The organism is Clostridium brassicae, assembly GCF_026738875.1.
Taxonomy (GTDB): Bacteria; Bacillota; Clostridia; order Clostridiales; family Clostridiaceae; genus Clostridium_H; species Clostridium_H brassicae.
In genome coordinates this window covers 20,324-47,269 of record NZ_JAPQFJ010000014.1, presented here as the reverse complement: position 1 = coordinate 47,269, position 26,946 = coordinate 20,324, and the positions used below count along the sequence as shown (strand labels likewise).

20 protein-coding genes are annotated in these 26,946 nt (G+C 26.3%); all 20 read right to left on the bottom strand.

Annotation, left to right across the window (positions count from 1 at the left end; genetic code table 11):
- Window positions 1-193: 193 nt before the first annotated feature.
- Window positions 194-2,254: an asparagine synthetase B family protein gene (locus OW729_RS13195; RefSeq protein ID WP_268062001.1), complete on the bottom strand. Its 2,061-nt coding sequence runs from the start codon at window positions 2,252-2,254 to the stop codon at window positions 194-196.
- Between the two features lie 117 nt (window positions 2,255-2,371).
- Complete coding sequence (locus tag OW729_RS13190) at window positions 2,372-3,205, bottom strand: radical SAM/SPASM domain-containing protein (protein ID WP_268062000.1); 834 nt, start codon at window positions 3,203-3,205, stop codon at window positions 2,372-2,374.
- A gap of 212 nt (window positions 3,206-3,417) precedes the next feature.
- Window positions 3,418-4,545 (bottom strand): dTDP-4-amino-4,6-dideoxygalactose transaminase, encoded by a 1,128-nt coding sequence (rffA, locus tag OW729_RS13185; RefSeq protein ID WP_268061999.1) that lies wholly within the window; start codon window positions 4,543-4,545, stop codon window positions 3,418-3,420.
- A complete protein-coding gene (locus OW729_RS13180) occupies window positions 4,532-5,263 on the bottom strand; it encodes a WbqC family protein (RefSeq protein ID WP_268061998.1) in 732 nt (243 codons plus the stop codon). The genes rffA and OW729_RS13180 overlap by 14 nt, the downstream gene beginning before the upstream one ends.
- A complete protein-coding gene (locus OW729_RS13175; protein ID WP_268061997.1) occupies window positions 5,235-5,945 on the bottom strand; it encodes a formyltransferase family protein in 711 nt (236 codons plus the stop codon). Before OW729_RS13175 ends, OW729_RS13180 begins: the two co-directional genes overlap by 29 nt.
- 4 nt (window positions 5,946-5,949) lie before the next feature.
- A complete protein-coding gene (locus OW729_RS13170; RefSeq protein WP_268061996.1) occupies window positions 5,950-6,645 on the bottom strand; it encodes a class I SAM-dependent methyltransferase in 696 nt (231 codons plus the stop codon).
- 43 nt (window positions 6,646-6,688) lie between these two features.
- A complete protein-coding gene (locus OW729_RS13165; protein WP_268061995.1) occupies window positions 6,689-7,621 on the bottom strand; it encodes a radical SAM/SPASM domain-containing protein in 933 nt (310 codons plus the stop codon).
- A 262-nt stretch (window positions 7,622-7,883) separates the two neighbouring features.
- A complete protein-coding gene (locus OW729_RS13160; RefSeq protein WP_268061994.1) occupies window positions 7,884-9,386 on the bottom strand; it encodes a TDP-N-acetylfucosamine:lipid II N-acetylfucosaminyltransferase in 1,503 nt (500 codons plus the stop codon).
- A gap of 14 nt (window positions 9,387-9,400) precedes the next feature.
- Complete coding sequence (gene rfbA, locus OW729_RS13155) at window positions 9,401-10,258, bottom strand: glucose-1-phosphate thymidylyltransferase RfbA (RefSeq protein ID WP_268061993.1); 858 nt, start codon at window positions 10,256-10,258, stop codon at window positions 9,401-9,403.
- Between the two features lie 24 nt (window positions 10,259-10,282).
- Window positions 10,283-11,341, bottom strand: coding sequence for a dTDP-glucose 4,6-dehydratase (gene rfbB, locus OW729_RS13150; protein ID WP_268061992.1), 1,059 nt, complete (start codon window positions 11,339-11,341; stop codon window positions 10,283-10,285).
- The gene (locus OW729_RS13145; protein ID WP_268061991.1) at window positions 11,338-12,177 is read right to left on the bottom strand and encodes a hypothetical protein; all 840 of its coding nucleotides are present in this window, start codon (window positions 12,175-12,177) and stop codon (window positions 11,338-11,340) included. Before OW729_RS13145 ends, rfbB begins: the two co-directional genes overlap by 4 nt.
- Before the next feature lie 21 nt (window positions 12,178-12,198).
- The gene (locus tag OW729_RS13140; RefSeq protein ID WP_268061990.1) at window positions 12,199-14,028 is read right to left on the bottom strand and encodes a motility associated factor glycosyltransferase family protein; all 1,830 of its coding nucleotides are present in this window, start codon (window positions 14,026-14,028) and stop codon (window positions 12,199-12,201) included.
- Between the two features lie 213 nt (window positions 14,029-14,241).
- Window positions 14,242-15,240: an SDR family NAD(P)-dependent oxidoreductase gene (locus OW729_RS13135; RefSeq protein ID WP_268061989.1), complete on the bottom strand. Its 999-nt coding sequence runs from the start codon at window positions 15,238-15,240 to the stop codon at window positions 14,242-14,244.
- Window positions 15,241-15,401: 161 nt separating this feature from the next.
- Entirely contained in the window at window positions 15,402-15,779 is a 378-nt protein-coding gene (locus OW729_RS13130) for a hypothetical protein (protein WP_268061988.1), read from the bottom strand.
- 40 nt (window positions 15,780-15,819) lie between these two features.
- The gene (locus OW729_RS13125; protein WP_268061987.1) at window positions 15,820-17,076 is read right to left on the bottom strand and encodes a motility associated factor glycosyltransferase family protein; all 1,257 of its coding nucleotides are present in this window, start codon (window positions 17,074-17,076) and stop codon (window positions 15,820-15,822) included.
- 189 nt (window positions 17,077-17,265) lie between these two features.
- The gene (locus OW729_RS13120; RefSeq protein ID WP_268061986.1) at window positions 17,266-21,888 is read right to left on the bottom strand and encodes a glycosyltransferase; all 4,623 of its coding nucleotides are present in this window, start codon (window positions 21,886-21,888) and stop codon (window positions 17,266-17,268) included.
- Window positions 21,889-22,159: 271 nt separating this feature from the next.
- Window positions 22,160-23,116, bottom strand: a complete 957-nt coding sequence (locus OW729_RS13115) for a flagellin N-terminal helical domain-containing protein (RefSeq protein ID WP_268061985.1) — start codon at window positions 23,114-23,116, stop codon at window positions 22,160-22,162.
- Window positions 23,117-23,239: 123 nt separating this feature from the next.
- Window positions 23,240-23,593 carry a hypothetical protein gene (locus tag OW729_RS13110; protein ID WP_268061984.1) on the bottom strand — a complete coding sequence of 118 codons (354 nt, stop codon included), beginning with the start codon at window positions 23,591-23,593 and terminating at the stop codon, window positions 23,240-23,242.
- A 5-nt stretch (window positions 23,594-23,598) separates the two neighbouring features.
- A complete protein-coding gene (gene fliD / locus OW729_RS13105; RefSeq protein ID WP_268061983.1) occupies window positions 23,599-26,091 on the bottom strand; it encodes a flagellar filament capping protein FliD in 2,493 nt (830 codons plus the stop codon).
- Between the two features lie 215 nt (window positions 26,092-26,306).
- The gene (gene fliS, locus OW729_RS13100) at window positions 26,307-26,693 is read right to left on the bottom strand and encodes a flagellar export chaperone FliS (protein ID WP_268061982.1); all 387 of its coding nucleotides are present in this window, start codon (window positions 26,691-26,693) and stop codon (window positions 26,307-26,309) included.
- Window positions 26,694-26,946 lie beyond the last annotated feature (253 nt).

The following is a 26,946-nucleotide window of genomic DNA, read 5'->3' as shown; positions in this document are numbered from 1 at the left end:
TAATTAAACACTAGTGATGCCATTTATAGTTTTTCCCACCTTATTGATATCATTATCCCAATAATATAAAATGTTATACTCATCTTTTAATAGTATATAAGCTATTTCTCAAAACTTAGATGCTCCAAATATAACTATATCTTCCTTCAAGACTAACATTCCCTTCTTCTATCTTTTTTTTCACATAATCTTCTTATTTCAAATTTGTATCGAAGTATATCTGATAAAATTTTTTAAAAGTATACAAAATTAATATATCTATCCATGAATCTACATTTCTATTCATATGATTATCTAATAATTTCTTTATTTCATATGTATTGTAAAAGCCACTACAATCATTATCTAATAATGTGTTATAAATTTCTTTTCTGATATTATCCTTTTTTATCCAATCACTAAAATGTATAAAGTTAGAAGAATATAAAAATTTTTTATTATTTGCCACACTAAAATATCGATAATTATATATATTAAACGTTTCTAACTGTATTGATATCTCTTTGTAATACATACTAGTAATAAATATAAAATCACTTTTATATTTTAATAACTCTTTTGGTGAAATTATCTTATACCCTTCTAGATACTTTCCCCATTTACTACTATCATTATCACAAAACACAATATTCTTATATTTTAATTTAAGCAGTAATAGTGATTTTTTCCCATAATTAGATGCTCCAAATAAAACTATTGATTTATTTGATTTTTGCATTTTTACTAATTTTTCATTATATTTTTTTATTTTTATTTTTTTTAAGTTAAAAGTATATATTCCTATTTTTTTTATAGATTTGCCAGTTTTCTGCCAAGGTATATCTAAATAAAATTTAGGGAAAAATTTAATTAACATATTTTTGTATAACTGTGAATCCAGTTTCCATTTATCAGGCAAGGAATAGATAAATTCTATTAAATCATTGTCAAAAAAAGGTATAATATCATTATAATTTGTACCATGAGTCAAAGCTCCTGTAACAGTAAAATTTTTAACTCTACTATTATTTAAAAAATAATAATCAATTGAACCTTTTATAAAATCCACATCATCAATTTGTAAATTTATATTATTTAATTTTTTTATAACATTAATGTTACTTAATCCACTACTTTTTAAACATTTATAACAATATTCATTGTACTTCACTTTACTACTTAGTACTTTCTCTGATAAAAAGCTCCCTCCTAATACTAAATCTCCAGCTAACCCATTTAAGATTGGATATCGACATATGTCTCTTCCTATGCTTTTTTCTATAATTCCACATGCACAATATATTCCTCCTATAGAATTTACTATAGTTTCATTTACTACTTGTAACCAAATTTTCTCATTTATATGTAATAATTCATGTTTAATATTTGAAATTTCACATACTTTCTTAGCAATCAAATAATCCCAACAGTTCTCTTGTCCTATAGTTACAGCTTTTTCTATTTTATTATTGAATCCTAAAAAATCTATTGCTGCTAAAATTGCTCTAGAATCCAATCCACCGCTTAATGGTAAAATAAATTTTTCATGTTTATTCATTATTTTCTTAATAGATTTAATCCAAAGTAATCCTAGCTTTTCTACCGCTTGTTCGTAAGTTATATCTATAGTTTTCTTAATATCAGTCCACTCCCAATATTTATCAAACAACACTTCATTATTTTTTAACTTAACTATAGAGGCTGGTTCAAGTTTATTTATATTCTTAAAAAGAGTTTTATTATCTAAAAGATATCCAAAATTAAAAAATTCATTTACTGCCTCCTGATTTAATTCCCTTTTTTCAATATAATATAACAATACATTAGGATCATTACAAAATGTATATTTTCCTTTATTTACGGAGTAAAAATATGTATAATATCCATATCTGTCATTCACAATTATTGTTTCTTTTTTTACTTTGTCATAAATACATATTATAAACTTACCATTGAATCTTTTTAATTCATCTTCCCCATACTCCTCATATAGATGCATTACGTACTCTATATCTAAATTAGACTTAAATATGTGTCCTTTAGACTTTAAATCATATTTTTTATCTTCAGTATCATAAATTTCACCTAACATAAAACCTATAAGAGTATCGGATTCGTTACTTACAATATCATCCTGTTTAAAAAGAACCTCATCATTAATAAAACCAATATTAATTTCTTTAGCTAGACATGTGAGATATTTATGTTTTCCATAATTAGCTAGTTCAAATAATTTATTATTATTTTTTAATTGGTTAACTAAAAGTAAAGACATAAGCTTCCTCCTTATAAATTCATACAATTTTTACAAAATTCATTACTATCTTTGACTAAACTTTTGTCTTGCATAACTTTTAATAGTTTTTTTCTCTTTTCTCCATTATATATATATCTATATAAAACTTTCTTCTAATAAGTTTCCAAAGCTATTATATCCTTGAAAATCTAACCAACAAGGCACAACAGTTCCATCCCATAAAACAGCTAAACTTTTATACATAGCCTTGCAAAGTAAAAAATTAATAGGATGCAAACTACTAATTTTAACAATTTCATAATTCCTAGAGTTATCTATCTCTTCATTATTATTTACCTTCATTCCAGATACATCTACACTTTTTGACCATGTCATAAGATTTCTTACTATTACTTCATCTATACCATCAACACCATTAAACTTACTTACAAAGTTTTCTATCCTATCTTTATTTTTTTCTGTTTTCGTTACATTTATATAAATTTTAGTATTAAAATTATTTGTTTTTTTCAAATTAGCAAGTTTAATTATCTTTTCTTCTATTTCATCAAAACTTGAATTTTTTCTTATAAATTCATAATCTTCTTTATCTACTCCTGCAAGGGAAATGTTTATTCTATCTATTCCTGTTTTTAAAATACAATAATTATCTTTATCTATTAGTGTTCCGTTAGTAGTAAATCCTACATCTAAATTAAATCCTTTAGCGTAGTTTATAATTTCATATAAATCCTTATGTAGAAAAGTTTCTCCTGAGTAATGGAGATTTATCATTGGCTTAAAAAACTTAAGTTCATTTATTATTTTCTTATATAAATCTAAAGACATATATCCTTTTTTTCTTACCATTGCATTACAGTAATTTGTTGTTTCTATCCATATTGATTCAGGATATTCATTATCATATTCTTCAAAAGTTTCATTATTATTTGTATATACATAGATATTTTCAAATCCTAGTTCATTCATTTGTTTATATATTTCTTTCCAATGAATACTAGTTATAATAATATTATTGAAACTATATCAATTCCACAAAACTTTTCTCCTCATTTTTTTGAGTCTTTATCACTAAAAAAGCAAATATCATTATCGTTTTTTTAATTATTATAGGCATATTCACTAAGTTGGATGCTCCAAATAGAATCACACATTTTTCATAAAATCAACTCTTGCTTAATTTATAAAATACCTTTAATATTTTTTACTATATATTCAATTTCTTGTGCTTTTAATTCTGGGTACATAGGCAATCTTAATATCCGTCTACTTAAATCCTCTGTTATATTCAAATCACCTTGTTTATATCCAAATTTCTGTCCCATAGGCGATTCATGCAAAGGAATATAATGAAATACTGCTCCTATATTTCTTTCTTTAAGTTTATACATTAAGCTATCTCTTTCTTTTTCTGAATTCAGCAATATATAGAACATATGATAATTACTCTCACAATGTTCAGGTATTATAGGCAACTTTAGTTTCCCTTGTTTCTCTAATTCATTTAATCCAACATAATATGCATCATAAACTTTTTTTCTACTTTCCTGTATTTCATCTATCTTTTCAAATTGTGCACATAAAAATGCAGCTAACATATCTGAAGGTAAATAACTTGAACCTACATCTACCCATGTATACTTATCCACTTCTCCCCTAAAAAACTGACTCCTATTAGTTCCTTTTTCTCTTATTATTTCAGCTCTCTTGCATAAATCATTGTCATTATTTACAAGAATAGCTCCCCCTTCTCCTGAAGAATAATTTTTAGTTTCGTGAAAACTATAGCATGCTATATCCCCTATTGTTCCAAGATACTTCCCTTTATACCTAGCATTAACTCCTTGTGCTGCATCTTCTACTACTTTTAAATTATACTCTTTTGCTATATCCATAATACTATCCATGTCACAGCTTACCCCTGCATAGTGTACTGGGAAAATTGCTTTTGTATTATTTGTTATTTTGTTTTCTACATCTCGTGGATCTATATTAAGCGTATCTTTACTTATTTCTGCAAAAACAGGTTTAGCACCTCTTAAAACAACTGCATTAGCTGTAGATACAAAAGTATATGAAGGCATAATCACCTCATCGCCTTCTTTTAAATTTAGTGAAATTGCAGCAATATCAAGCGCAGAACTACATGATGTTGTCATTAACGCTTTTCTAGTATTAAATTTTTCTTCTATAAATTTATTTACCTTTTTAGTGTAATACCCATCTCCATGAATATGTTTTCTTTTCAAACAATCTTTTACATATATTTCTTCTTTTCCTGTTATATATAGCTTATTAAAGGGTATCATACTCAATAACTCCTTTTTCTTTTTTTTCTCTCCATCCCCATATGTAATAAGGAGCTTTAGTCCCACAATTAAAAATCAAATCAAGCACTGTAACAAAATGATTAAAAGATCCATAAAGTTGCTTATATCTTGGATATTCATACTTAATATATTCAAGTTTTATGTTAGCTTTTTCAAACTTTTCTGGTATAATATAGTTTTTTGCCGCTGTTCCTGATAAATAATGAGTTGCATTTAACTTTTTACATATCCCTATTATCCTATCATCCTTTGTTCCTTTAGCTATTAAATCTAATGAATTTATAAACTGAGTTTTTATTCCTAATTCTTTAGCAATAAGCTCTATAGCATAAATGTTGAAATCTGATATTTTGCTCCACTTTTTATTCCTATATAAATCCTCTAGAATCCATCTATATTGTTTAAAATATGGTGTTTTAGCATAATTTAATTCAAAAGCATTATAATGTTTTCTCTGCCAACTTATTTTATCATTAATTTCTGCTTCATATATTTTTTGTCCTTTTCTATTACTATGATTAACAGGAACTGTAATCCACTTAACTCCATCTTTAGTTATAATCTTATTTCTATTTCTCCAATCATGCTCTGTATATTGAACATCTTCTAGGAATACAAATGTATCTACTTGATGTATCATATCAAATACACCTTTCCATGGGAGATAATTAGATTGAAGAATTGCTATTTTGTGCATTTTTTAATTCACCTCTGCCACCCCTAATTTCTTGCCAAAATTCAAAGTCTATTTTTTGTGTATCTATAACAAACTGTGGTGAAAAAATGATTCCATCATATTCCTCAACTTTATTTATGCTCTCAACATTATTTAAATTTGTCATTCTTACTATTGTATTTAAAAGATTTAAACAACCAGCTTGAAAAATTTTATTCATTGTCAAATGAAACTTCATATTTCTATCAATACTCATGATTGTTTGTGATATTATCTCTCCGTTATCTATATCTTTATCAACATAATGTACTGTAGTTCCAATGAATCTACATCCTTTATCAAATGCTCTTTTTACAGAATTAAAACCTTTAAAGGCAGGTAGTAAGGAATAATGTAAATTAATTAACTTTCCATAATATTGTTCTACTAATTGTTCTGAAATAATCTTATGTATATTGGTTATAACATAATCTACTGTAGTATTTTCATCCAATATCGCTTTTAATTCAGTATCATTATTTTTATCATAAGTTATCTTATAATTATTTATACCATTATTTCTTGCAAATTCTAAAGCTCCACACTCTCTATCAGCAATTACGCACTGAATAACAAATCCTTGTAAAATATTGTTATCAATGCATTTTTTTATGAACTTTAAAGTACCTCCATCTCCAGATACTAAAAAAACTATTTTCTTCATAAATTTAATACATCTCCTTTTTATAAATAGAATGAGAATGTCTATATTCGTTAAATATAGGATATTCTTTTTTAAAAGAATCATCTTTATTTATGAATAAACTAAATTCAAATGGCATATAATCATTTCTTAATACTATATTCTTAGAATATTTATAAGCTATTGATAATATCTTTTCAGGAGAATAATAAAAATTAAAATCATATTTATAATCAACTTTGTCTGATAAAAAATCAAAGGCTATACCTGAATTACATGTATTGAAAGATTTATTAATTATAGCTTCAATATAATCATAATTATCCATATTTTTTAATTTATAATTAAATGTACCAGATGCAATTATATAATCATAATTAGCAATGAATTTTTCGCTTAGAAAGTCCCCTAACTTGAAACTAATATTTTCTTCATTTTTAAATTTATCCTGGGCATACGCAATAAAATCTTCAACAATATCTATTCCCATATATATATATCTGTCAGCTTTTAAACTCAATATATTATTTAAATCACCAAATCCACACCCAATATCTAATATCTTTTTATTACTAAAATCATAATTTGAAGTAAGAACATCAAATCTTATATTTTGCCTATTCTTATCCCAAAATAATGACTTAGGTGAATATCCATATTGTTTAAATCTATCTTTGTGTGCATTAACGATTTGTTCTTTACTAATATCATTCAACAACATATTTTTGCTCCTTTTGTAAATAATTTCACAAATTCTAAACAACTCATTTTCTCAATTTCAAAAATGGCATAATTTCATAACTATCCCAATCTTTACACTGTTCACATATTGAGGTTTCGTTATATCTTTCTTCTAGATGTAGTTCTCTTGTTCTCTTTAAAGTTGTTTGCCAAATATTTTCAATTGTATCTTCCTTAAGATCTCCTGTGATAGCCTTACAATCATAATCACAACCGCATTGATTTACCTTTCCATCATATGTTATTACAAAAGTTCTAAAAAGCCAAGAACATGGATATCTATTTTTATGCCTAATTCCATCTATCTCTATCACTCCTGTCCATGTAAGATATTCTTTTCTTTTAGTTACTACATCAAACTTTCCCCAGTACTCTTCAAATAGTTCAATTTCGCCTTTTTTATGCAATCCTGGTATTTCAATTAGTTGAATCTCTACTTTTATATCTGAATTTAACCTTTTTTTTATTTCAATAAAATCCTTTATATTCTTCTTAACTAATTCAAAATTGTCATTATTTCTAATTTTTTTATAGGTTTCTTCATAATATGCATCCAAGCTAAATATAATTTTATCTAATCCCGAATCAATAATTGCTTCTGATAAGTCTGTATCAAGCAAAATGCCATTTGTATTCATAAATACATTCTTAAGTCCTTGCTTTTTAGCATACTGTATCATATAAACCATTTTATATTTTAACATTAAAGCTTCTCCATAATAAACCATCCACAAATCAGTATATGAATTCTTTACTGCTATTTCATTAATTATTTTTTTATATAAGGGTATACTCATTACACCTTTTTTTCTTGTCATCCTTGAATGTCCACAATAATTACATTTTAGATTACAATATTCTGTAGTTCCTACTATAACCGCTGGTGGAAATTCCTCATTTTTATTGTATAACTGTTTATTTAAATCACTAGAATTTATTATATCTTTGTAATTCATTTTTTCACCTCACGCTTTTTTTATATAATCTATAATATTTCATCAACTCTTTTGCTTTTAATTGCTAAAATAGGATTTTATATTAATCCTAAATTGATATATTATAATAATATTTTTTATCTATAATTTGTTATCTATATGCAATAATATTTTTATATTTTGTCTTGATTACTATCTTTATGGTTGAACTTACATTTATTTCTATCTAGTAGTTAAATATTTTACTAAATTTGAATATCATAAAAGAATATAAATTCAGCTTTTACTCAAATATCTTTAAATAAGCCTCTTTGCTTATTGTTTTTTTTAAATTCTCAAAAAATATATTTCTATTCATAAACTTGCTATTATCATCTATATAAATTAACTTTTCTAAACTATTCGATATACCACTTACATCAAATACATTACCTCCCAACTCTTTTATTCCTTTATAAGTTGAAACATTAGGTTTAATCATAACCTTTTTTTCAAGATACATCAGTGTAAATATATTTCCCACTCCTTGTGGTCTATTATGATTCATTATACACACGTCAACTTCATTCAAAATATTATAATAATCTTCAGAACTATAAAACTCCATTAAAGCAATAAATTTATCCCCCAGAATCCTTTCACCTTCTTTTTTAATGTAATCCGCATATTTCTTCACACCATAAGAAAGTGGAACTATTACGCATAAGTCCTCATCTCTAAATCTTTTTAGTTGTTCTAATATTTCTATGTGGTTATTGCTTGGGTCTGCTGAATTTCCTACCATTATAACATACTTATACTTTTCTTTAAGATTCAAAGGTGATTTATTTTTTATGTTGTCTAATTTCTCAAAATCAATTGGATTTTGGTAAAACATCTTCCTATATACTGCATCGCATTTATACTGATTAATAATTAAATCATAATCATATTTAAATCCACATAAAATATATGTAATATTTTCTAAGGTTTTTTTTCTATAATTTTTATATTTTTTATCAACTTGTTTTTCTAATAGATTACCTAATCCTAAATTTCTTAATAACTGTTTAGTTCCTTCATCATATAAACAAAAATCTTCTATATTATAAAAGTCTCCACCCCAAACTTTCCAATTCAACTCTACATTTTTTCCAATATCATATTTATATATAAATTCACAAATATAATCATATAAATAATGTATAAATACCTTTTCAGAACTTTTTACATAATAATAAAGTTTGGGTTCAAAATACTCTTGATACAGTATTTCTACATTATCATAATTATCAATATTATCTATGTACTTTAACTCATAATCTGAAGGCTTTATTATAATAAACTTATGTTCATCTTGTAGGAAATTTTCATTTACAAACTCTATAAATTTTTTATTATAAAAGCTATCCTGCATCAAATGTAAATTCTTAATATGGTTTTTATTATTGAAATAAGAATTATCTATTATATGCTTAAATTCTTTATATCTCTCATTACAATATTGTACTTCTTCTTTATATCTAAACTTGAAATCAAAAACCTGATAATTCTGAATTTCCATCATTTCAAGTTGTTTACCTATTTCCTTATAGTACATACTAGTTATTATTACTTGTATATTTTTAAGTTCATCTTTTTTTAAGCTTTCTGGAGAAATAATCTCTACTCCACAAAAATTTTTTCCCCATTTGTTTTTATCATTATCACAAAAACAAACTATATCATAGTTATCTTTAAGTAAAACATATGCCGCTTCCCCCATCTTAGAGGCTCCAAAGAATATTATCTTTTCTTTTTTACTCATTATTATATCTCCCTCTAAAGCATCATTAAATATCTTCCATACTCTGTTTTATCTAAACACCTAGCTAGTTTATTTAACTGTTCTTTATCTATAAATCCATTTCTATAAGCTATTTCCTCTATGCAAGCTATATAAAGCCCTTGTCTTTTCTGAACAGTTTGCACAAAATTACCAGCTTCTAACATAGATTCATGAGTACCAGTATCAAGCCAAGCAAAACCTCTTCCTAAAACTTGAACTTTAAGTTTTTTTTGTTCTAAATAAATTCTATTTATATCTGTTATTTCTAATTCTCCTCTAAGAGAAGGCTTTATATTTGATGCTATATTTATTACAGAATTATCATAAAAATACAATCCGGGCACTGCATAATTAGATTTTGGTTCCTTCGGTTTTTCCTCCAAAGAAATAACATTATTATTTTTATCAAATTCCGCTATCCCATAATCCCAGGGATTGTTTACATAATATGCAAATATAGCAGCACCTTTTTTAATAGAGGCTGCTTTTTTAAGTATTGGGGTAAACCCTTGTCCATAAAATATATTATCTCCAAGTATAAGACAACATGAGTCATTTCCTATAAACTCTTTTCCTAATATAAAGGCTTCTCCTATACCTTTAGGTTCTTTTTGAACCTTATATGAAAAAGCTATTCCAAGCTGACTTCCATCTCCTAATAATTCTTTAAAATGCTCTATATCCCTTGGAGTAGATATTATAAGAATATCTTTTATACCTGCTAACATAAGCACAGATAATGGGTAATATATCATAGGCTTATCATATACGGGAATTATTTGTTTGCTTATTGCCTTTGTGCAGGGATAAAGCCTTGTACCACTACCTCCTGCAAGTATTATTCCTTTCATTAACAAGTCACCAGCCTATAATTTTTATTTATCTTTATACATATTTTCATAATATTTTTGGTACTCCCCTGAAGTTATTTTATTAAGCCACTCTTTATTATTTAAATACCAGTTTACTGTTTTTAAAATTCCATCTTCAAATGCAATTTCCGATTTCCATCCTATTTCATTTTCTATTTTTGATGGATCTATAGCATACCTTCTATCATGTCCTTTTCTATCTTTCACATACTTTATTAGTTTATTAGATATTTTATTATTTCCTGTCACTTCGTTTAAAACGTTTATTATGTACTTTACTATATATATATTTTCTCTTTCATTATGTCCACCTATATTATATACTTCTCCTATCTTCCCTTTTTGTATAATCATATCTATAGCTCTACAATGTTCCTCAACATATAACCAATCTCTTATATTTTTACCATCTCCATATACAGGAATAGGTCTGTTGTTTAAATAATTATTTATTATAAGGGGAATTAATTTTTCTGGAAATTGATATGATCCATAATTATTTGAGCATCTTGTTATATTTATAGGCATTTTATAAGTATCATAGTAAGACTTTACTATTAAATCAGCAGAAGCCTTACTGGATGAATATGGACTATGAGGATCTAATGGCATATTCTCTGTAAAACATCCACTTGTTCCTAATGCACCATAAACTTCATCTGTAGAAATTTGTATAAATCTTTTATCACTCTCAAAAGTATCTGCTAACCGCCAATATTTTTTAGCTATATTTAATAAATTTACCGTTCCCAAAACATTTGTTCTTACAAATATTTCTGGTTCTAATATACTTCTATCCACATGAGACTCAGCTGCAAAATTAATAGCATAGTCTATATTATGCTTATTAAATATATTCTCTAATAAATCTTTATCACATATATCACCTTTTACAAATTTGTAATTAGAATTATCCACTATACTTGTAAGATTACTCAAATTTCCTGAATAAGTTAGCTTATCTAAATTTATAATATTTATGTTCCTATATCTACTTAGCATATAGATTATAAAATTAGATCCAATAAATCCTGCACCACCTGTTACTAAATAAGTTTTCATAGTTCAATCTTTTCCTTTCGATAAAAATACAAATCATCTTTGAAGCACAGTATATCCTTATCTTTTTTGAATAACATTTCATCCACATTAATATTTTGTGTTCTATATTCGATACAATATAATTCATACTTATGTCTATTAAATGAAGCTAATCTAATAGTAAAAACATTATTCCTTATATATTTATTTATCATAAATTGGCTAATAAAAAATTTCTGATTATTTATTATAATACCATTGTCATTTAAATCAAAAATCACTTCAATATTATTAGAGTAATTACTTGCTATCTTATAATCAAACAAAACCTGATTTCCTTTTTTTAGTGCATATCCTATTATATTATTTCCTATGTAAACATCAAAATAAGTATTAATGTCTACCAACGTACTTTCATTAAACATTTTTTTAAAGAAAACAAAGTTCTGTTTATCAAAAAATCTAAAATAAACATAATCATCTTTTTTATTTATATTTAATTTCAAATATAAAACATTATCTTTTTCTAATTTAAAATTTTTCGTAACTAAAATACTACTATGATTTATTATATTTCCTGATAGTGTCTCAAATTCTTTTGGATAAATTGAAATTTTTCCATTTTTAACTTTTTTATCACCATACAACATTTCCAAATCATTTACATCAATTTTTTCTTTTATCTTATATAGTGCCTCAATCCTTCTATCCTCATTGATTATGGATCTAATTCCTTGTCTTTTCATTTCTTCCCAATCTAGATCTTTTTCATAATCAATTTCCTTAGCATCAGGATATTCTTTTTTTAACTGTGCTATCTTTTCTTTTAAATTTCTCTTAAAAAATACTCTTTTCATAATATCACCAACCAAGCTACATTAAATTTCAATAATGTTTATATACATAAACTTATCTTTTATCCTAAAAATCGCTTCTTCTGCCGGCTGAAGCACTGCTAAGTACATATTAAAGCTTCTTTTGGCAAGCCTTATACCTAACTCTTTTTCAGTTTCATTTGCTTTTTCTTTATAATAATCATTTTCCAGAATATTATTTATTAATGCAACGGTTTTGTATGCAATAAACCCTAACTTCTTTTTATCATTTATCATAGCATCTATTTTGTCTAATTTATTAAGTACTTCATTCATATCACAATACTTATTATCTTTATAAAAGTGTAACATTTTATCTGAGTATTCTAATCCCTCTTCACAAGCTTTTTTTATTACTTTCAGTTTGTCTATTATTTTAAACATATTTTCAATAAAAGAATCTTCATCTAATATAATTTTGTTACCTAATAATTCTTCTATATTTTTATTTATATTCTCTTTTGCATACATTGTAATTGAATCTTTCAAATCCATTACTTTAGTACCATTAATGTTTGCTCCACCTTGGCTACTATTTATAAATTCAACTTCATTACAAATATATATAAGTTCTTCAAACTCTTGTCTATATGAGTTTAGCATAGTACTTGTTCTAACCATTTGTCCATTTATATCTGGTACATATATGCTATAAGCTTTATCTTTATCCCATTCTTCTTTGTCTTCTTCATATTTGTATTTTAAATCATCAATTCCGCTTTTAGAATAAGTTCCTTCTGCTTGGAATTTTTCATTGGTGTATGCAAGGTCCTGTCCTATAAATATTACATTTTTGCAACCCATATAAACAGCTAATCCCATACAAAAATGAGCTACTGACCCACCTTGCATAAGCGAATCTACCTTTATTCCAAGAATTTCTTCTAAGTAACTTTCCATACCTTGATTTGCAGCAATTACTTTTAACCCTTTGTGTTTTTTTACTATTTTATTACTTGTAGAATCCATAAAAACAAGAGGTACTTCAGAGTCTATATAGTCCTTCATAAGTTCATATGCTTCATCCTGTGGATCAACCGAACATAGAAAATCTGGTTTTATCCCATTATTTATCAATGTGCCTATCGTTCTAGGTCCGCATATTATTATAAATTTATCTTGAACCTCTTTTAATAAATGTATATTTTTATTTAGAGATGGTCCAGCTGACACTACTACCGCCGGTTTATTTTTATATAAATTCTTCAACTGACTAACAGTATAAAATTCATCTAAGCTAAATATGTTTTCAATAAAGTTATTAAAGAATATATGAGAAAAAACGTTAAATGTATCATCTTTCACATTTTTAATAGCTTTAAGCTCAGTAAACACTTTTTCATACTCTTCCTCAAATATTACATTGTAATTTGAAAACGCCATAAATTTAGTATTATCTATAGAATGTTCTCCTATAAAATCCTTTAAATTTTTTCTTATGCCATAATCAAAATAGCAAAGACCTATTCTTTCATCTTGTAATATGTAGTTAATATGATTTTTCTGTAAAACTTCCTTTATTACAACTGAACTAGGTTCTATTATTAATACTTTATTTGAATTTGTAATTCTATCAAATAAATACTTAATATGTTCTCCTGATCCTAAGCCAAAGATAAGAAAAATTGTTTCAGCATTTGCTTCTTTTAATATATAATCATAAAACTTTTCTATATCTCTTTGTACTGAATATTTACTGCCTACATACCTTAGCTTACCGTTTTTATCAATTTGGATTACATATTTATTATCTTTACTAATTTCTATATAACACTTTTCTTTTGATTCTATACTATTTATTAACTGAATTGTTCTTTTAGTTATTTTATTCATAAAATCACCTTATCTAATATTTTAGGTAATGAAGCTTTATTTGTACTTCACATATTATTGTACCAAATGCTTAATTTAAAATAATTTCTACATTTCTTTTATCGAAATTAATTTATAAAACTTTATAACATACAAAAAACATCCATATTTTAGTATGAATGTCTTTTCATATCAACATTATTTTGTCTCATTACCACTAACAACCTTGCCATTTTATATTTCCACCTTAATCTCTTCTCTTAATATAGGTTTTATATCCATTGAATTATAACTTCCTGGTTTTACCTTTTTCTTATCTTTATAATAGCTATGTACTCCTATATAAAAAGCTGTTGGGAGAACTGCATACATATTTCCTAAATCATAGGCATTAAGAGATTCTTCTTCTGTCATTAATTCTTCATACATTCTCTCACCAGCTCTAAGACCTATTTGCTCTATTTTTATATCTTGTGAAGATATATTTAAATTATTTACTGTATTTTTTATTATAACCTCAGCTAAATCTTTTAATTTTATTACGGGCATTTTTAAAATGAATAGTTCGCCTCCTACAGAATTTTCCACTGCATGCATAATAAGATTTACAGCTTGATCTAAAGTCATCATAAACCTAGTCATGTTTGGGTCAGTTACTGTAATTTTCCCTTGTTCTAATATTTGTCTTTTAAATAAAGGAATGACAGATCCCCTAGATCCCATAACATTTCCAAATCTAACTGCAACAAATTTTGTTCTTATTTTCCCTTTACTGTAATTAGCTGCTTGCACTAATTTTTCTGCAAGGAGTTTAGTTGCTCCATAAGAATTTGTAGGATTTATAGCTTTATCTGAACTAGTAAAAAGTACGCATTCTACATTATGATATTGAGCTGCTTTTATTACATTTTCCATTCCACCTACATTAGTTTTTATAGCTTCAGTAGGATTATATTCACATGCTGGTACATGCTTCATAGCTGCTAAATTAAAAACTATATCTATTCCATTCATAGCTCTTTCTAATCTATCATAATCTCTTACATCTCCTATTAGAAATCGAAACATTCCAGAATTAGTATATTCTTGTTCCATTAAAAACTGTTTATATTCATCTCTACTAAATATCCTAATTACACTTGGCTTATGTTTAATAAGTTCTTTAACTAGTCCTTTTCCTATGGTACCTGTACCACCAATTATCAAAATATTTTTATCTGTAAAGTAACTCATTAGTTATTGCCTCCAAACCTTCCATTGTTCATTTATACATTAATTTATCGTATAAATTACTTTTATCTTTAAAATTAAAATAAGTTATGCTACTTTATATAATATAATCATTTTCTAAAATAATAAATCCCATGTACTTAAATGTACACAGGATTTATTTATTAGTTTAATATAGCATTTCTTATAATTGACTTCCACTGACCTATTATAGGTAATATTTCATATTCCAACAAATCTCCAACTAAGATATAATCTTCATTATTAAAGGCTTCAACAATTTCTAAAAGCTTATCATTTATTTCACTACAATCTATATTCTTCTTGTGTACTCCTCCTGTTAATCTCATAGCATCACTAATCCACTCCATACCGTCTATTATATGAGCAATCATTTTTGTAGCTTTACCTTCTTCATCACTTTTGAATAATCTTACTGTTTCTATTATGCCCGCTTCTAGTTTTTCTATATACTCACTAGCTGTTTGAAGAGTTTCAAATTGTTGCTGTATATATTCCTCTACATTAAATTTTGGTTCCATTTTCTAACCTCCAAAGTTAATTATTTTTGTTATTTGTGCTCTATTTTAAAACAAGATTATTTTTTATCAACCTGTATGCCTCTTCTAATTCCATATATGTTGTTCCTTTTATTTTAGCACCATTACTACAATTTATAAAATTTATATTAGGATATTCACTTATTTTATTCTCTATCCAAGTTTTAAAATATAATAAGGTAATATTGGTATCTAGTAACTCTCCATTTACTCCTTGTACCTTTTCATATTCTTTATTAATTGGGACCGTTATATCTAAATTGTGAACTTTCGAGTAGGCTTTTGCATGAGTTCTATTATTTAAAAAAGCTAAATCTTGTCCTATAAATATTATAGGATTCGCTCCTCCCTTTATTGCTATATCTAATATTGCTGTTGCAACAGATTTTCCTGTATCTATAACAATATTTTCTTCATGCGGTTCATTATAAAATATATATTTAGGGCCTTTATAAATTTCTACAGCTTCACGTGAAGCTGTATTTAAAAAACATAACGGTACATCTAAATTTTCATAGCCTTTTACTTGATTTGCAATAATCTCATGAGCATCTATAATGCATATCATGTCTGGTGTTATTTCATTGTTTATTAAAGTTTTAAGTGCACTACCTGCTGCAAATATTTGTACTTCTCCTTTAAAATCACTTAAATATTTAACATTATAATCTAAGGAAGGCCCTGATGATACTATTATTACAGGTTTGTCATTAAACTTATTTTTTTCGTAGAACGTTTTTATTGATTGGGAACTTTCTTTAATATTACTTTCGTAATTTTGTTGAGCTAATTCCCTAAAACTACTCATTCCCGTTCTACTAATAGAGAAAGTTTTCAAAGCCACTTTAAATCTTTCCATGTTTTTAGGCAATACTTCAATAGAAGGATTGTACACTAGCATATCATCAATTAATTGCAACTTTTCATAGAATTTGTCCATAAAGTCTTTTGAATATCCTATAAATAATTCTACTCTATTATCTTTTTTTATATCTTCAAATAAGTTTAATTCATTACCAATATTAAATATCTCTTCGTCCACATCAAAAATATATACTTTGCAGTTTTTATCTACTCTTCTTAGAAGCTCTTTAGCATGATACCCAAATCCAATTCCATATGACAACATATGCTGCTTTCCTTTATAAATAAATGCATTATTATCTATAAAAGTTTTAGCATCTTTTTGTGGAAAGTATTTGCTATGAATAAATTTATTATTTACTTGAATAGTAGGCACATTTTCTTTTGTTTCTATAATTTTTATGATTCTTGTCATAAGATTAATTCTCCATTAAAATTATATTAATGTGTAACTTATTAGTATCTTTTTTATTTTGCTTCACTGTAATTAAAAACTCATTGTTATATTATTTATCGTATTTAATCTTATCTTCTTTATATCTACTCTCTTAGTATATATAGTAAATAACCTTTATACTCTTAAAAGAATATAAAGGTTATTTATCTACATTTCTTTTATCTTTCTACAATAAAACTCCATTCTCCCAAGCTGTTCCTTTGACATATTAGTTTCTAAAACTCCAAAGCCTGCTTCTTCTAAATAATCTATCATAACTTTTCTACTGAAATATGATAAGTGTGTAACTACATGCCAAAATACATTACTCTCTTTAGCACTTTTACCATATAAACTATCAACTATAGGAGTAGCAACCACAAGTAACCCATTTTCTTTTACTAGTTTATTTATTCTCTTTAAGTCTTCCAACGGCTTATGGAGATGTTCTATGACTTCAAATAAAGTTACAACATCATATTTTATTTTGTCATCAAAAGAATAAAAATTTGTCTGTAAGTGTTCTATATCATAATTTTCCTTTGCATACTTACAGTCTTCCTCTGTCAATTCTAACCCAACAGCATTCCACCCTCTATCTACTGCTGTTCCAACAAAAGTACCTATCCCTGCTCCTATATCTAAAAGTATTTTTTCTCCTTTATTATATTTATCAATTTTAGTTAGTCTGTCATTAGCTAAGTCTATCAAAAAACCTAATCTATCATTAATGTCTCCATAAATTCCACCAAATTTTTCTTCAGCTATTATAGAGTAATATTTATTTAAATTCTCTTCTTTTGGTTGAGGATTTGCATATATCAACCCACATTTTTTGCATTTAACCCATGCTCTTATGGGATTTATTAGCTCCTTATTATCTTCACTTATAGACTGATTACCCACCCAGACTACCTCATACTCAGAATTTCCACATCCTATACAATTAACTTGTTTTTCTGGATAATTATATTTATATTTTGAATTTTTATTTTTAATATCAGCCAGTGAATTATCTAGTTCAAGTGCTTTTTTATGATAAGCTAGAGCATCTTTAAATTCTTTCAATCCATTATAGGCTAAAGCTTTAAAATAGAATATTATACCTGTGTCTGGTGCTACATTATTTAACCAATAATTGCATATGTTTATTACTTTTTGATATTCTCGTTTTAGTGAATATTTATTTAATGTATTGATAATTTCACTATAATTACCATCTACAAAATATCTATTTATATCCTCATCTAACATTTGATTAATAACTGACTTACTAATCATGTCATTAATCTGATCTTTTATTTCATTAGAGTTAGTAAGCTTACATGCCTTATTATAATACTCTTTGGATAATTTATTTTTGTCCTTTAATTGATAAAGATACCCTAGATTATAATTTATATCAAAGTTATGTTGGTCTAATTGCATCGCTTCTAATAAAACTTTTTCTGCTTTATCTAATTCATTTTTCATGATTAAAGCAACAGCTTTCATAGAATAAACGTCAATATCTTTTTCAACTATTTTTTCATACTCTTCAATAATCTCCATAGCTTCATCTAAAGAATCACTATTTATATATTCTTCTATTTTCTTCTTTAAGTTATTACTATATTCTAAGAACTTATTATTCATCTTTTTATCCTCTTCGTCCTTTTCATCTTCTTTGTCCTCATTAAAATATTCAAGTTCAGCATTATATTCTGGTATAATTGTTTCTAAATATAATTGTATTGCCCTAGCTAAATCCTTGTGTATTAAAACAGACTCTTTTAGTTCTCTTATTGCCCCAATTAAATTGTTATTATTTAACTCTTTAAATGCATCTAATATATGTTTTACAAATTGAGTTTCTTCATAAGTTACCATGTCCATTCTATTGTTTTGTATTAAAACATCACATAAATCAATATACTTATTAGTTATAGTTAATATATTTTTTTTGGATAATCCTTTAAATACTCTTGTATTAATGGTTTTATTTAACATAAACAATGCACTATCCTTTAAAGCTTTTATCTGCTCTAATGTAAATTTATTGTTTTTATCAAAAAACAATAAAATAGCATATGTCTTATCTAAAATCATTTTAGATGTTACAATATCTAATTTTTCTAAGTCATATTTATTGACTAATTCTAAGACTTTTAAATCATCATTTTCAGTATTTATTAATCCTTTTATAATATCCACACATTCTTTTTCTTCTTCTATTACTTCAAATTGTTTTAGTATACTTCCTTTTTCTTCTATATTACATTCACTAACTATCTCTGCTATAAAATAAAAAAATAAATATCTCAACTCATAGTTTTCACTATTCATTATTTTTTTCTTGAAAAATTCTGTCAAATAAAAATACTGACTACTTTCTACATAAGACTTAACTATAGTATATATGCAATTTTTCATGAAGTTATCATCTTTTATTCTTAAAGTAGTTTTTCTAAAATTCTCATAATCTTTTGTTTCATAATAACAAACTAATAATTTGGCCAAAGCCTCATTTTCCGAACTTAAGCTATAAAATATATATCTATCATCATTAATAATAGATATATTATGAATATCATCCATTAATTCTAAATATTTTTCATAACTTTCGGCTGCTTGTAAATAATTTTTCAAAGCAAAGAAAGCTAGTCCTTTATTATAAACAAAGTCTATAAATATAGGTTCAACTTCTAATGCCTTATTACACAATTCTAAAGTTTTTTCGTAGAAACCATTATCAGAATAAATTGCAACTGCATTATTAAGAGCCATTAACTCAAATCCTTTTCCTATTTTTTTATTTTGTAGTGCCCTTATATATATATCTACTTGTTCTAATGCTTCTTTATGGTCTCCATGCATAGAATAACTTGTACTTAGTTGCATTCTATAATATAAATTATTAGGATCTTTCTCTAATTCCTTCTTTAACAAAGTAGCTGTCCTTTTAAATTTTTTATCTTTAATGTCTTCAGTCATTATATATCCATAATGTAATAGATTAATATCTAAATTTTTAGTTGGTTCTGCCCTATTAGCTTGATTATGAACACTACCAAAATAGTAAAACTCGTCGTTATTTCTAAATATCAATAATCTACTTAATATCGAATAACCTTCATAGGTTTCATCATGAAAGTTTTTTTCTGTACATACAAATGTACTATATTTCTTATATTCTTCTGATGTGAACAATTGAATGATCTTTTCAGGCTCTCCTTTTTCAAATTCTTCATCAGCATCAAGAATAAATAAATATTCACCTTGAGCTAAAGATATAGTATAATTTCTCATTCTCGAAAAATTACCTTCCCAAGCCTTGTGATATATTTTTTGTGTATATTTATTTGCTATTTCAACTGTTCTATCAGTTGATCCAGTATCAACAAAAATCAATTCAGCGATACCACTATCTATAATTGGCTTGATACTACTCAAACATTTATTTAGATATTTTTCCTCATTTTTAGCCATCATACATATACTTAGTTTATATGGATACATATTATTTTCTCTAATAAGCTTTTGAATATAATATCTTAAAGGCATTTCAAATAATGTATATTCTTCACTCACCTTCCTTAATATTGTTATAGCTTCGTGTATATTATTTTTATTTAACTTATCTACTGCATTATTTATTTCTATTAGAAACCTCATTTCATCATCTAATACTAAAGAGGTATTATTATTTATAGTATAACTTAGTTTATAAAATCCATAATTAGTATAATCTAAAAACATTTGAATAAGCATATTCTTTTTTTCAATATCAGCAGACTTATCTCCCATATATTTAATATAAGATTTTATAATATTAATATACAAAAGCATATTAATATTATTTTCAACAGAAATTTCTTTTTCTAAATTTATTGAAGTCATAAAATTATATAATGTTAGATAAAATTTTTCATCTATTTCTAATAGATAGTTTATACATAGATTTAGCAATTTCCAGTTGATATTTCTTAAAATTTCTACTGAATAATCTCTATTAGTGAATATATCTTTAATAAAATTAGCAAAATAACTATCTTTTTGACTAAATTTGCTTTCACTTAACAAATCTAAAATTTTCAAATAATAGCCTTCTTCTTTTTTATTATACATTTCTTTTATTATCATATAATTTTTGTAGTTATTGTCTATATCATTTTGTAAAAATACCTTGTTGATTTTTTCAACTTCTTCCACTTTCAAACTACTCTTAAACTTTTCTAACTCTTGTATAAATAATTTTTCAACATTATATTCCTTCCCCTTGATAAGGTAGTCATACCAATAGTAAATCTCTCTATACAAATTATCTTTTAATAGTTTATATAAGCAAATCTTTATATTTTCATATTCAAAGTTCATCAAACTATAATCTTCCAATTTTAATCCATTTAAATAGCTATCTTCTTCTGAATTTTTATTATAAATCATGGTAACATCTTGCATAATATATTTACTTTTATTTTGGCTTAGAAATTTTTTACATTTTATTTTTATATTTATTTCATTTTTAATAGTTTCTCGAATTTTATCAGTAAACTGTTTATCAATCACCATACCAGACTCAATTAGTAATATATTGTGATTTTTACAAATAACTTTATAATATTCGTTAAATTTACTATAATCTTCACTAAACTTATAAACGGAGTATTCATAAGATAAATTAAATTTTTCTACAATGTTATTTATTAGTATTAATTGGGGTTTATTTTCTTCCATTAAAGGTTTAAGAATTCTTACATATTCATAAATTTCTTCTTCACTAGCTCTTATAACTATACTTAAGTCTTTCATAAATTCCCCTCCAAAAATATTATGAATTTACTATGTATATTATTTATCGTGTTTTTAGTTCTATGCTTTAACTCATGCAATAATATGTTTTAATAATTTGTTAGGTTAAATTTAACAGTAATTTTAAATTTAAAGTATCCCTAGTAAAACAAAAAGGCCAGAAATTTCTTTCTGGCCTTTTAAATAGTTACTATAATAACTTTAAAGGAAACTCCACTCCTCTAGTCGCTGAGTAAGTTCCGCTAGCTAAATCGAAGATTTAGAGTGTTACTTATCTTAATAATTGAAGTACTCCTTGTGGAGCTTGGTTAGCTTGCGCAAGCATAGCTTGAGCTGCTTGAGTTAATATATTATTCTTTGAGAATCCCATCATTTCTTTTGCCATGTCTACATCTCTTACTCTTGATTCTGATGCACTTAAGTTTTCACTTGAAGTATTTAAGTTAGCTATTGTATGTTCTAATCTGTTTTGGTATGCACCAAGTTTTGCTCTTTCTTTTGATACAGTGTTTATAGCAGTGTTTATAACAGATGCTGCAGCTCCAGCAGCCTTTGCACTTCCTATATTTAATGCATATTCTCCTGCTGACTTAGTTACATCTGTACTACCCTTTATTGTACCTGCGCTAACATATGACACTGTACCTGCTGTTCCTAATGTAGTTGATGCTCCAGCTTTTGCACCTGAAGTTACTGTAGATAATGCAAGTTGTAAACTTCTCATATCAGTAATAGAAACTTGGAAAGTTTGTCCTTCGTTAGCTCCAATTTGTAAAGTTACATTTTTAGAATTACCTTTTACACTTACACTACCACCATTTAATATTTTTTGAGTATTAAATTCAGTTGTGTTACCAATTCTGCTTATTTCTGCTGTTAACTGATTCATTTCTCCTTGTATAGCATCTCTATCTTTTGTTACATTTGTATCGTTAGATGCTTGTACTGCTAATTCTCTCATTCTTTGAAGAATAGCATGAGTTTCATTTAATCCACCTTCAGCAGTTTGGATCATTGAGATACCATCTTGAGAGTTTCTTGAAGCTTGATCAAGCCCTCTGATTTGTCCTCTCATTTTTTCAGAGATTGCAAGTCCTGCAGCGTCATCTCCAGCTCTGTTTATTCTTAAACCTGAGCTTAATTTTTCCATTGATTTTCCTGAATTAACTGTGTTAGCACTCATTTGTCTGTGAGCATTCATTGCATTAAGATTGTGATTGATAATCATAATAAAATTCCTCCTTGAATTTTAATAATAGGAATCCTTTCCCATTATTTTTGTTTTTATTTTTGTTTACATATATTATATCGGTGATTTTTTAAATCACTTAATAGCTTTTTATAATTTTTTTCAGATTTTTTTATTAAAAAATACAGAATCTACTGCAAAACGCTTGTTATAACCTTTATTTGCATTTTGTAAATTATTTAAATTGGTTATATTATTACGCAAATCAGCTTTTTTTTCATTCATTAGTTTTATTAGCTTTTGATTAAGAACTAATACATCTAAATCTTTACATAAAAACAAAAACTCTTCTTTAGAATAATCTATTTTCTCTATTAAATCTATTACATCTTGTCTACTAGATAATAATTCGTCCAATATTTGGTAATCCTCATTTTCGATTTCAACAATTATTTTTACTGTTATATCTGCATACTCTTTTAACTTATCTCTCAATCCCATAGTATCAGTATCCATATATATTACCCTTGACTCATTCCTAATTGACTATATAACCAATTAGTTTGAGAATTCAATTTGTTCATGGCAGTTTCTAAACGAGCAAATTGTTTATAATATCTATCTTCTTTTTCATATATCCTCTTCAACATTTCACTGGCTTTATCTTCTTTTTCCTTTATTTGATCAGTAAGAGTATTTTTGAATTCAGTGAAATCACCTTTTATTCCTGCTATTTCAAGAAGAGTTCCTTTTTTACTATTAGCATCTCTAAATGTTGATACATTATCCTCAATAATATCACTTATTCTGTTTAAAATCCCCTCTTCCTTATATCTTTCAGATCTATCTGAACTTGACATAGTTCTTGAATAATATTTATGATTTTCTGATTTTTGAATAAATAAATCCATAACTTTATCAGGTTCATCTTTTAAAGCCTGTCTTAATTTTTCCTCATCTATAATTATTTTTCCTCTTTGAGAAACATCATTAGAAGTATTTAGTCCTATGCCAAATAAATTAGTTCCACTTCCTTCAACATTATCAAAGAATGCTATTCTCATTTTTGATAGCATACTTTCAAGATTACTATCACCTGAAAGTAATCCTTGTTTGGCTTTGTCTTCCCATTTTTTAATTTGATCTTCTTTCATTGCCTCTTTTTGTTCATCAGTAAGCGGAAGATACTTGTATTGCTTTTTCTCCTCAACCTTACTACCTATTTTACCTACTAGGTCATTATAACTATCTATAAATGACTTTATTTTATCAAAAGTACTGTCTGTATTTCCCTTAACTTCAAATGTAACAGGTTCAGTTGGTTTAGAATTTAGATTATAATTAATACCATCTATACTAAAATTATTAGAACTTTGTTTAATAGTATTAGTTGAGCCATTTGGCTGAGTTATTTTTAATGTAACATCTTCGCCCGCCTTAGCTGTTGTTGTTCCAAATAAATTCTCCATAAATTTATTTGTTGGATCATCCGTTATTGAAATATTTTGACTAGACCCTGTATCTTTCGAAGTCATATGAAATTTTTTATCTAGTTGACTATAAGAAATATCAACATTTGATCCTTTTTCTATATCTCTCAATATATCAGATATACTTTTATTCTTTGCTCCAATATAAGTTACATCACCTTCAGTTCTATCACTTATACTAGTAAAATCATAATTATATTTCTTACCATTTATAGTGAATGAAACCTTTTCTTTTCCTTCAGGGTTTATGATATTGGCCATTTGGTCATTAATACTTTGTTCTATCTTAAAGCCACTTGAAACTCCTAATGTTCCAGCAGCATTACCTGTTAAAGTTACTTGAGCACTAGTAGTAGACTTGAATAGTATTTTGCCATTAACAGACTCCTCTATTTTTATTGAACTACCTACTCCTAACTTATCGTTTATTGCTGTAACAAGGGTACTTTTATCATATGTGCCCGGATCTAAGGTTACAGTCTTAGTTTGTGATGTTCCATCAAATATATCAAACGTCAACGTATCATTTACTCCAGCAATTATTTTTTTATCATAAGATAATGAATTACCTACAATAGTTGGATTTGAAAATTGATCACTATCAGGGCCAGTTCTATTTAGTGTTACATCAGAATCAAATTTTACCTCACTGCCCCCTTCGAATTTAACTGTGCCTGTTACAGGCTGTTTATCCTTATTAATAAAAGTTATATTTAATCCATCAGTTGACTGAGCAATATATTCCCCATTTAAACTTCCACTTATTTTAGATGATAATTCTTCTAAAGTATAATTTCCTTTGTCTATAGTTATATTTTTTGTTGTACCATCAACATCTATTGTTAACTTGTTATTAGTATCATCTATAGTAACTTTTTTAAAAAACTTTATACTATCATTCTTTACAACAGCTTTCACATTATCACTAAGTTTTTTGTCTCCTCCCACATCTACGGAGGACATATCTTTATTAATCTGCGCTGCTAATTCAGTAAGATTTCTATATGTCCCTGAAGTTATATTTACATTTTGTCCTTCAACAATTAAGTTATCATTAAAATTACTATCATCTATATGTTTTATAGATATAGGGAATTGCACTTCTCCTAATGCTTCTTTTACATTTATAGTCTTAGTTGCATCAAGCGATGCTTTTGTTGCTATATCACTAGAAGTTACTTCTACAGTATACTTTCCTTCTATTGCTCCAGAAGTAGCTTTTAATGTAATATTATCACTTGTTGTTCCTGTTTGAGTTACCTGAAATGATGAAAAATTATTATCTGATAGTAAATAATCCCTAGATAAAGGATCAAAATATTTAGTTTTAAAAGAATTAACCTGCCCTATTATATCTCTATATGCTTCCTGTTTCCATGATAAAATTTGTTGTTGTTGTTTCATCTTATCTACTTTAGCATAATATCCAGTCATCATTTGTTTTATAACATTATCTGTATCAATATTTGCGCCTAGCCCTGTAATTCTTAATTTGCTAGATGGACTTACTCCCATGTAACTCATATATATCCCTCCTTACTTTTTTATCACCAAGTAACTAATCCCTAATCACCAGCTTTTATAATAGCTAGTGATTTATTTCAAGCAACTGATATTTATAATAATTATTTTCAAGGATTTTCTATTTTGTAGAAAATCCAAAACAACAATTATTTGTAATTTAATAATTTACCACTAGTAACTGGATACTAACATCTATCTTGGATAGCTACTAAAAATTATCTGCTTCCTCTAGATAATTTTTCAGCCTCTGTCCAAGTATTTCTAATATCTTCTATCAGTGGAATAACCTCATCCATAATAGCTATATCTTTTTTTATGTTAGCATCGGCTAATCTTCTTACTATAAATTCATAGATTGACATAAGTTTTTGTCCCCACTCCCCAGCTTTAGCCATATCTAAAGTCGCCATAAGCTCATAAAATATATCTTGAGTCCTAGTTATATTGTTATGAGCTTTTTCAATATTTTTATCTATGATAGCTTGTCTACCTATTTTTGAATATTTAACAGCTCCATCTACTAACATTAGTAGAAGCTGATCTTTTGAAGCATAATTTACACTGTTATTCTTATAAGCGTTATATGCATTACTTGCGTACATTTACGTAAACCTCCTAATTAATGAGCTTTAATCTATTTATATAAAGTTTATCGTAACCAAAAAACATAACTTTAATCCAATTTTTGTTTTAAAAATTCCTTTCAGCAAACAATTTTATAGTAACTATCAGCTATTCTCTAATAGCCAAATAATCATTTCTAATAATCAACTTATAAGATTTTCTGTTTCATAAAAAATCAAATCTAATAGTTAATTACCATATAACAACTCCCATTAGTTACTTAATACTGGA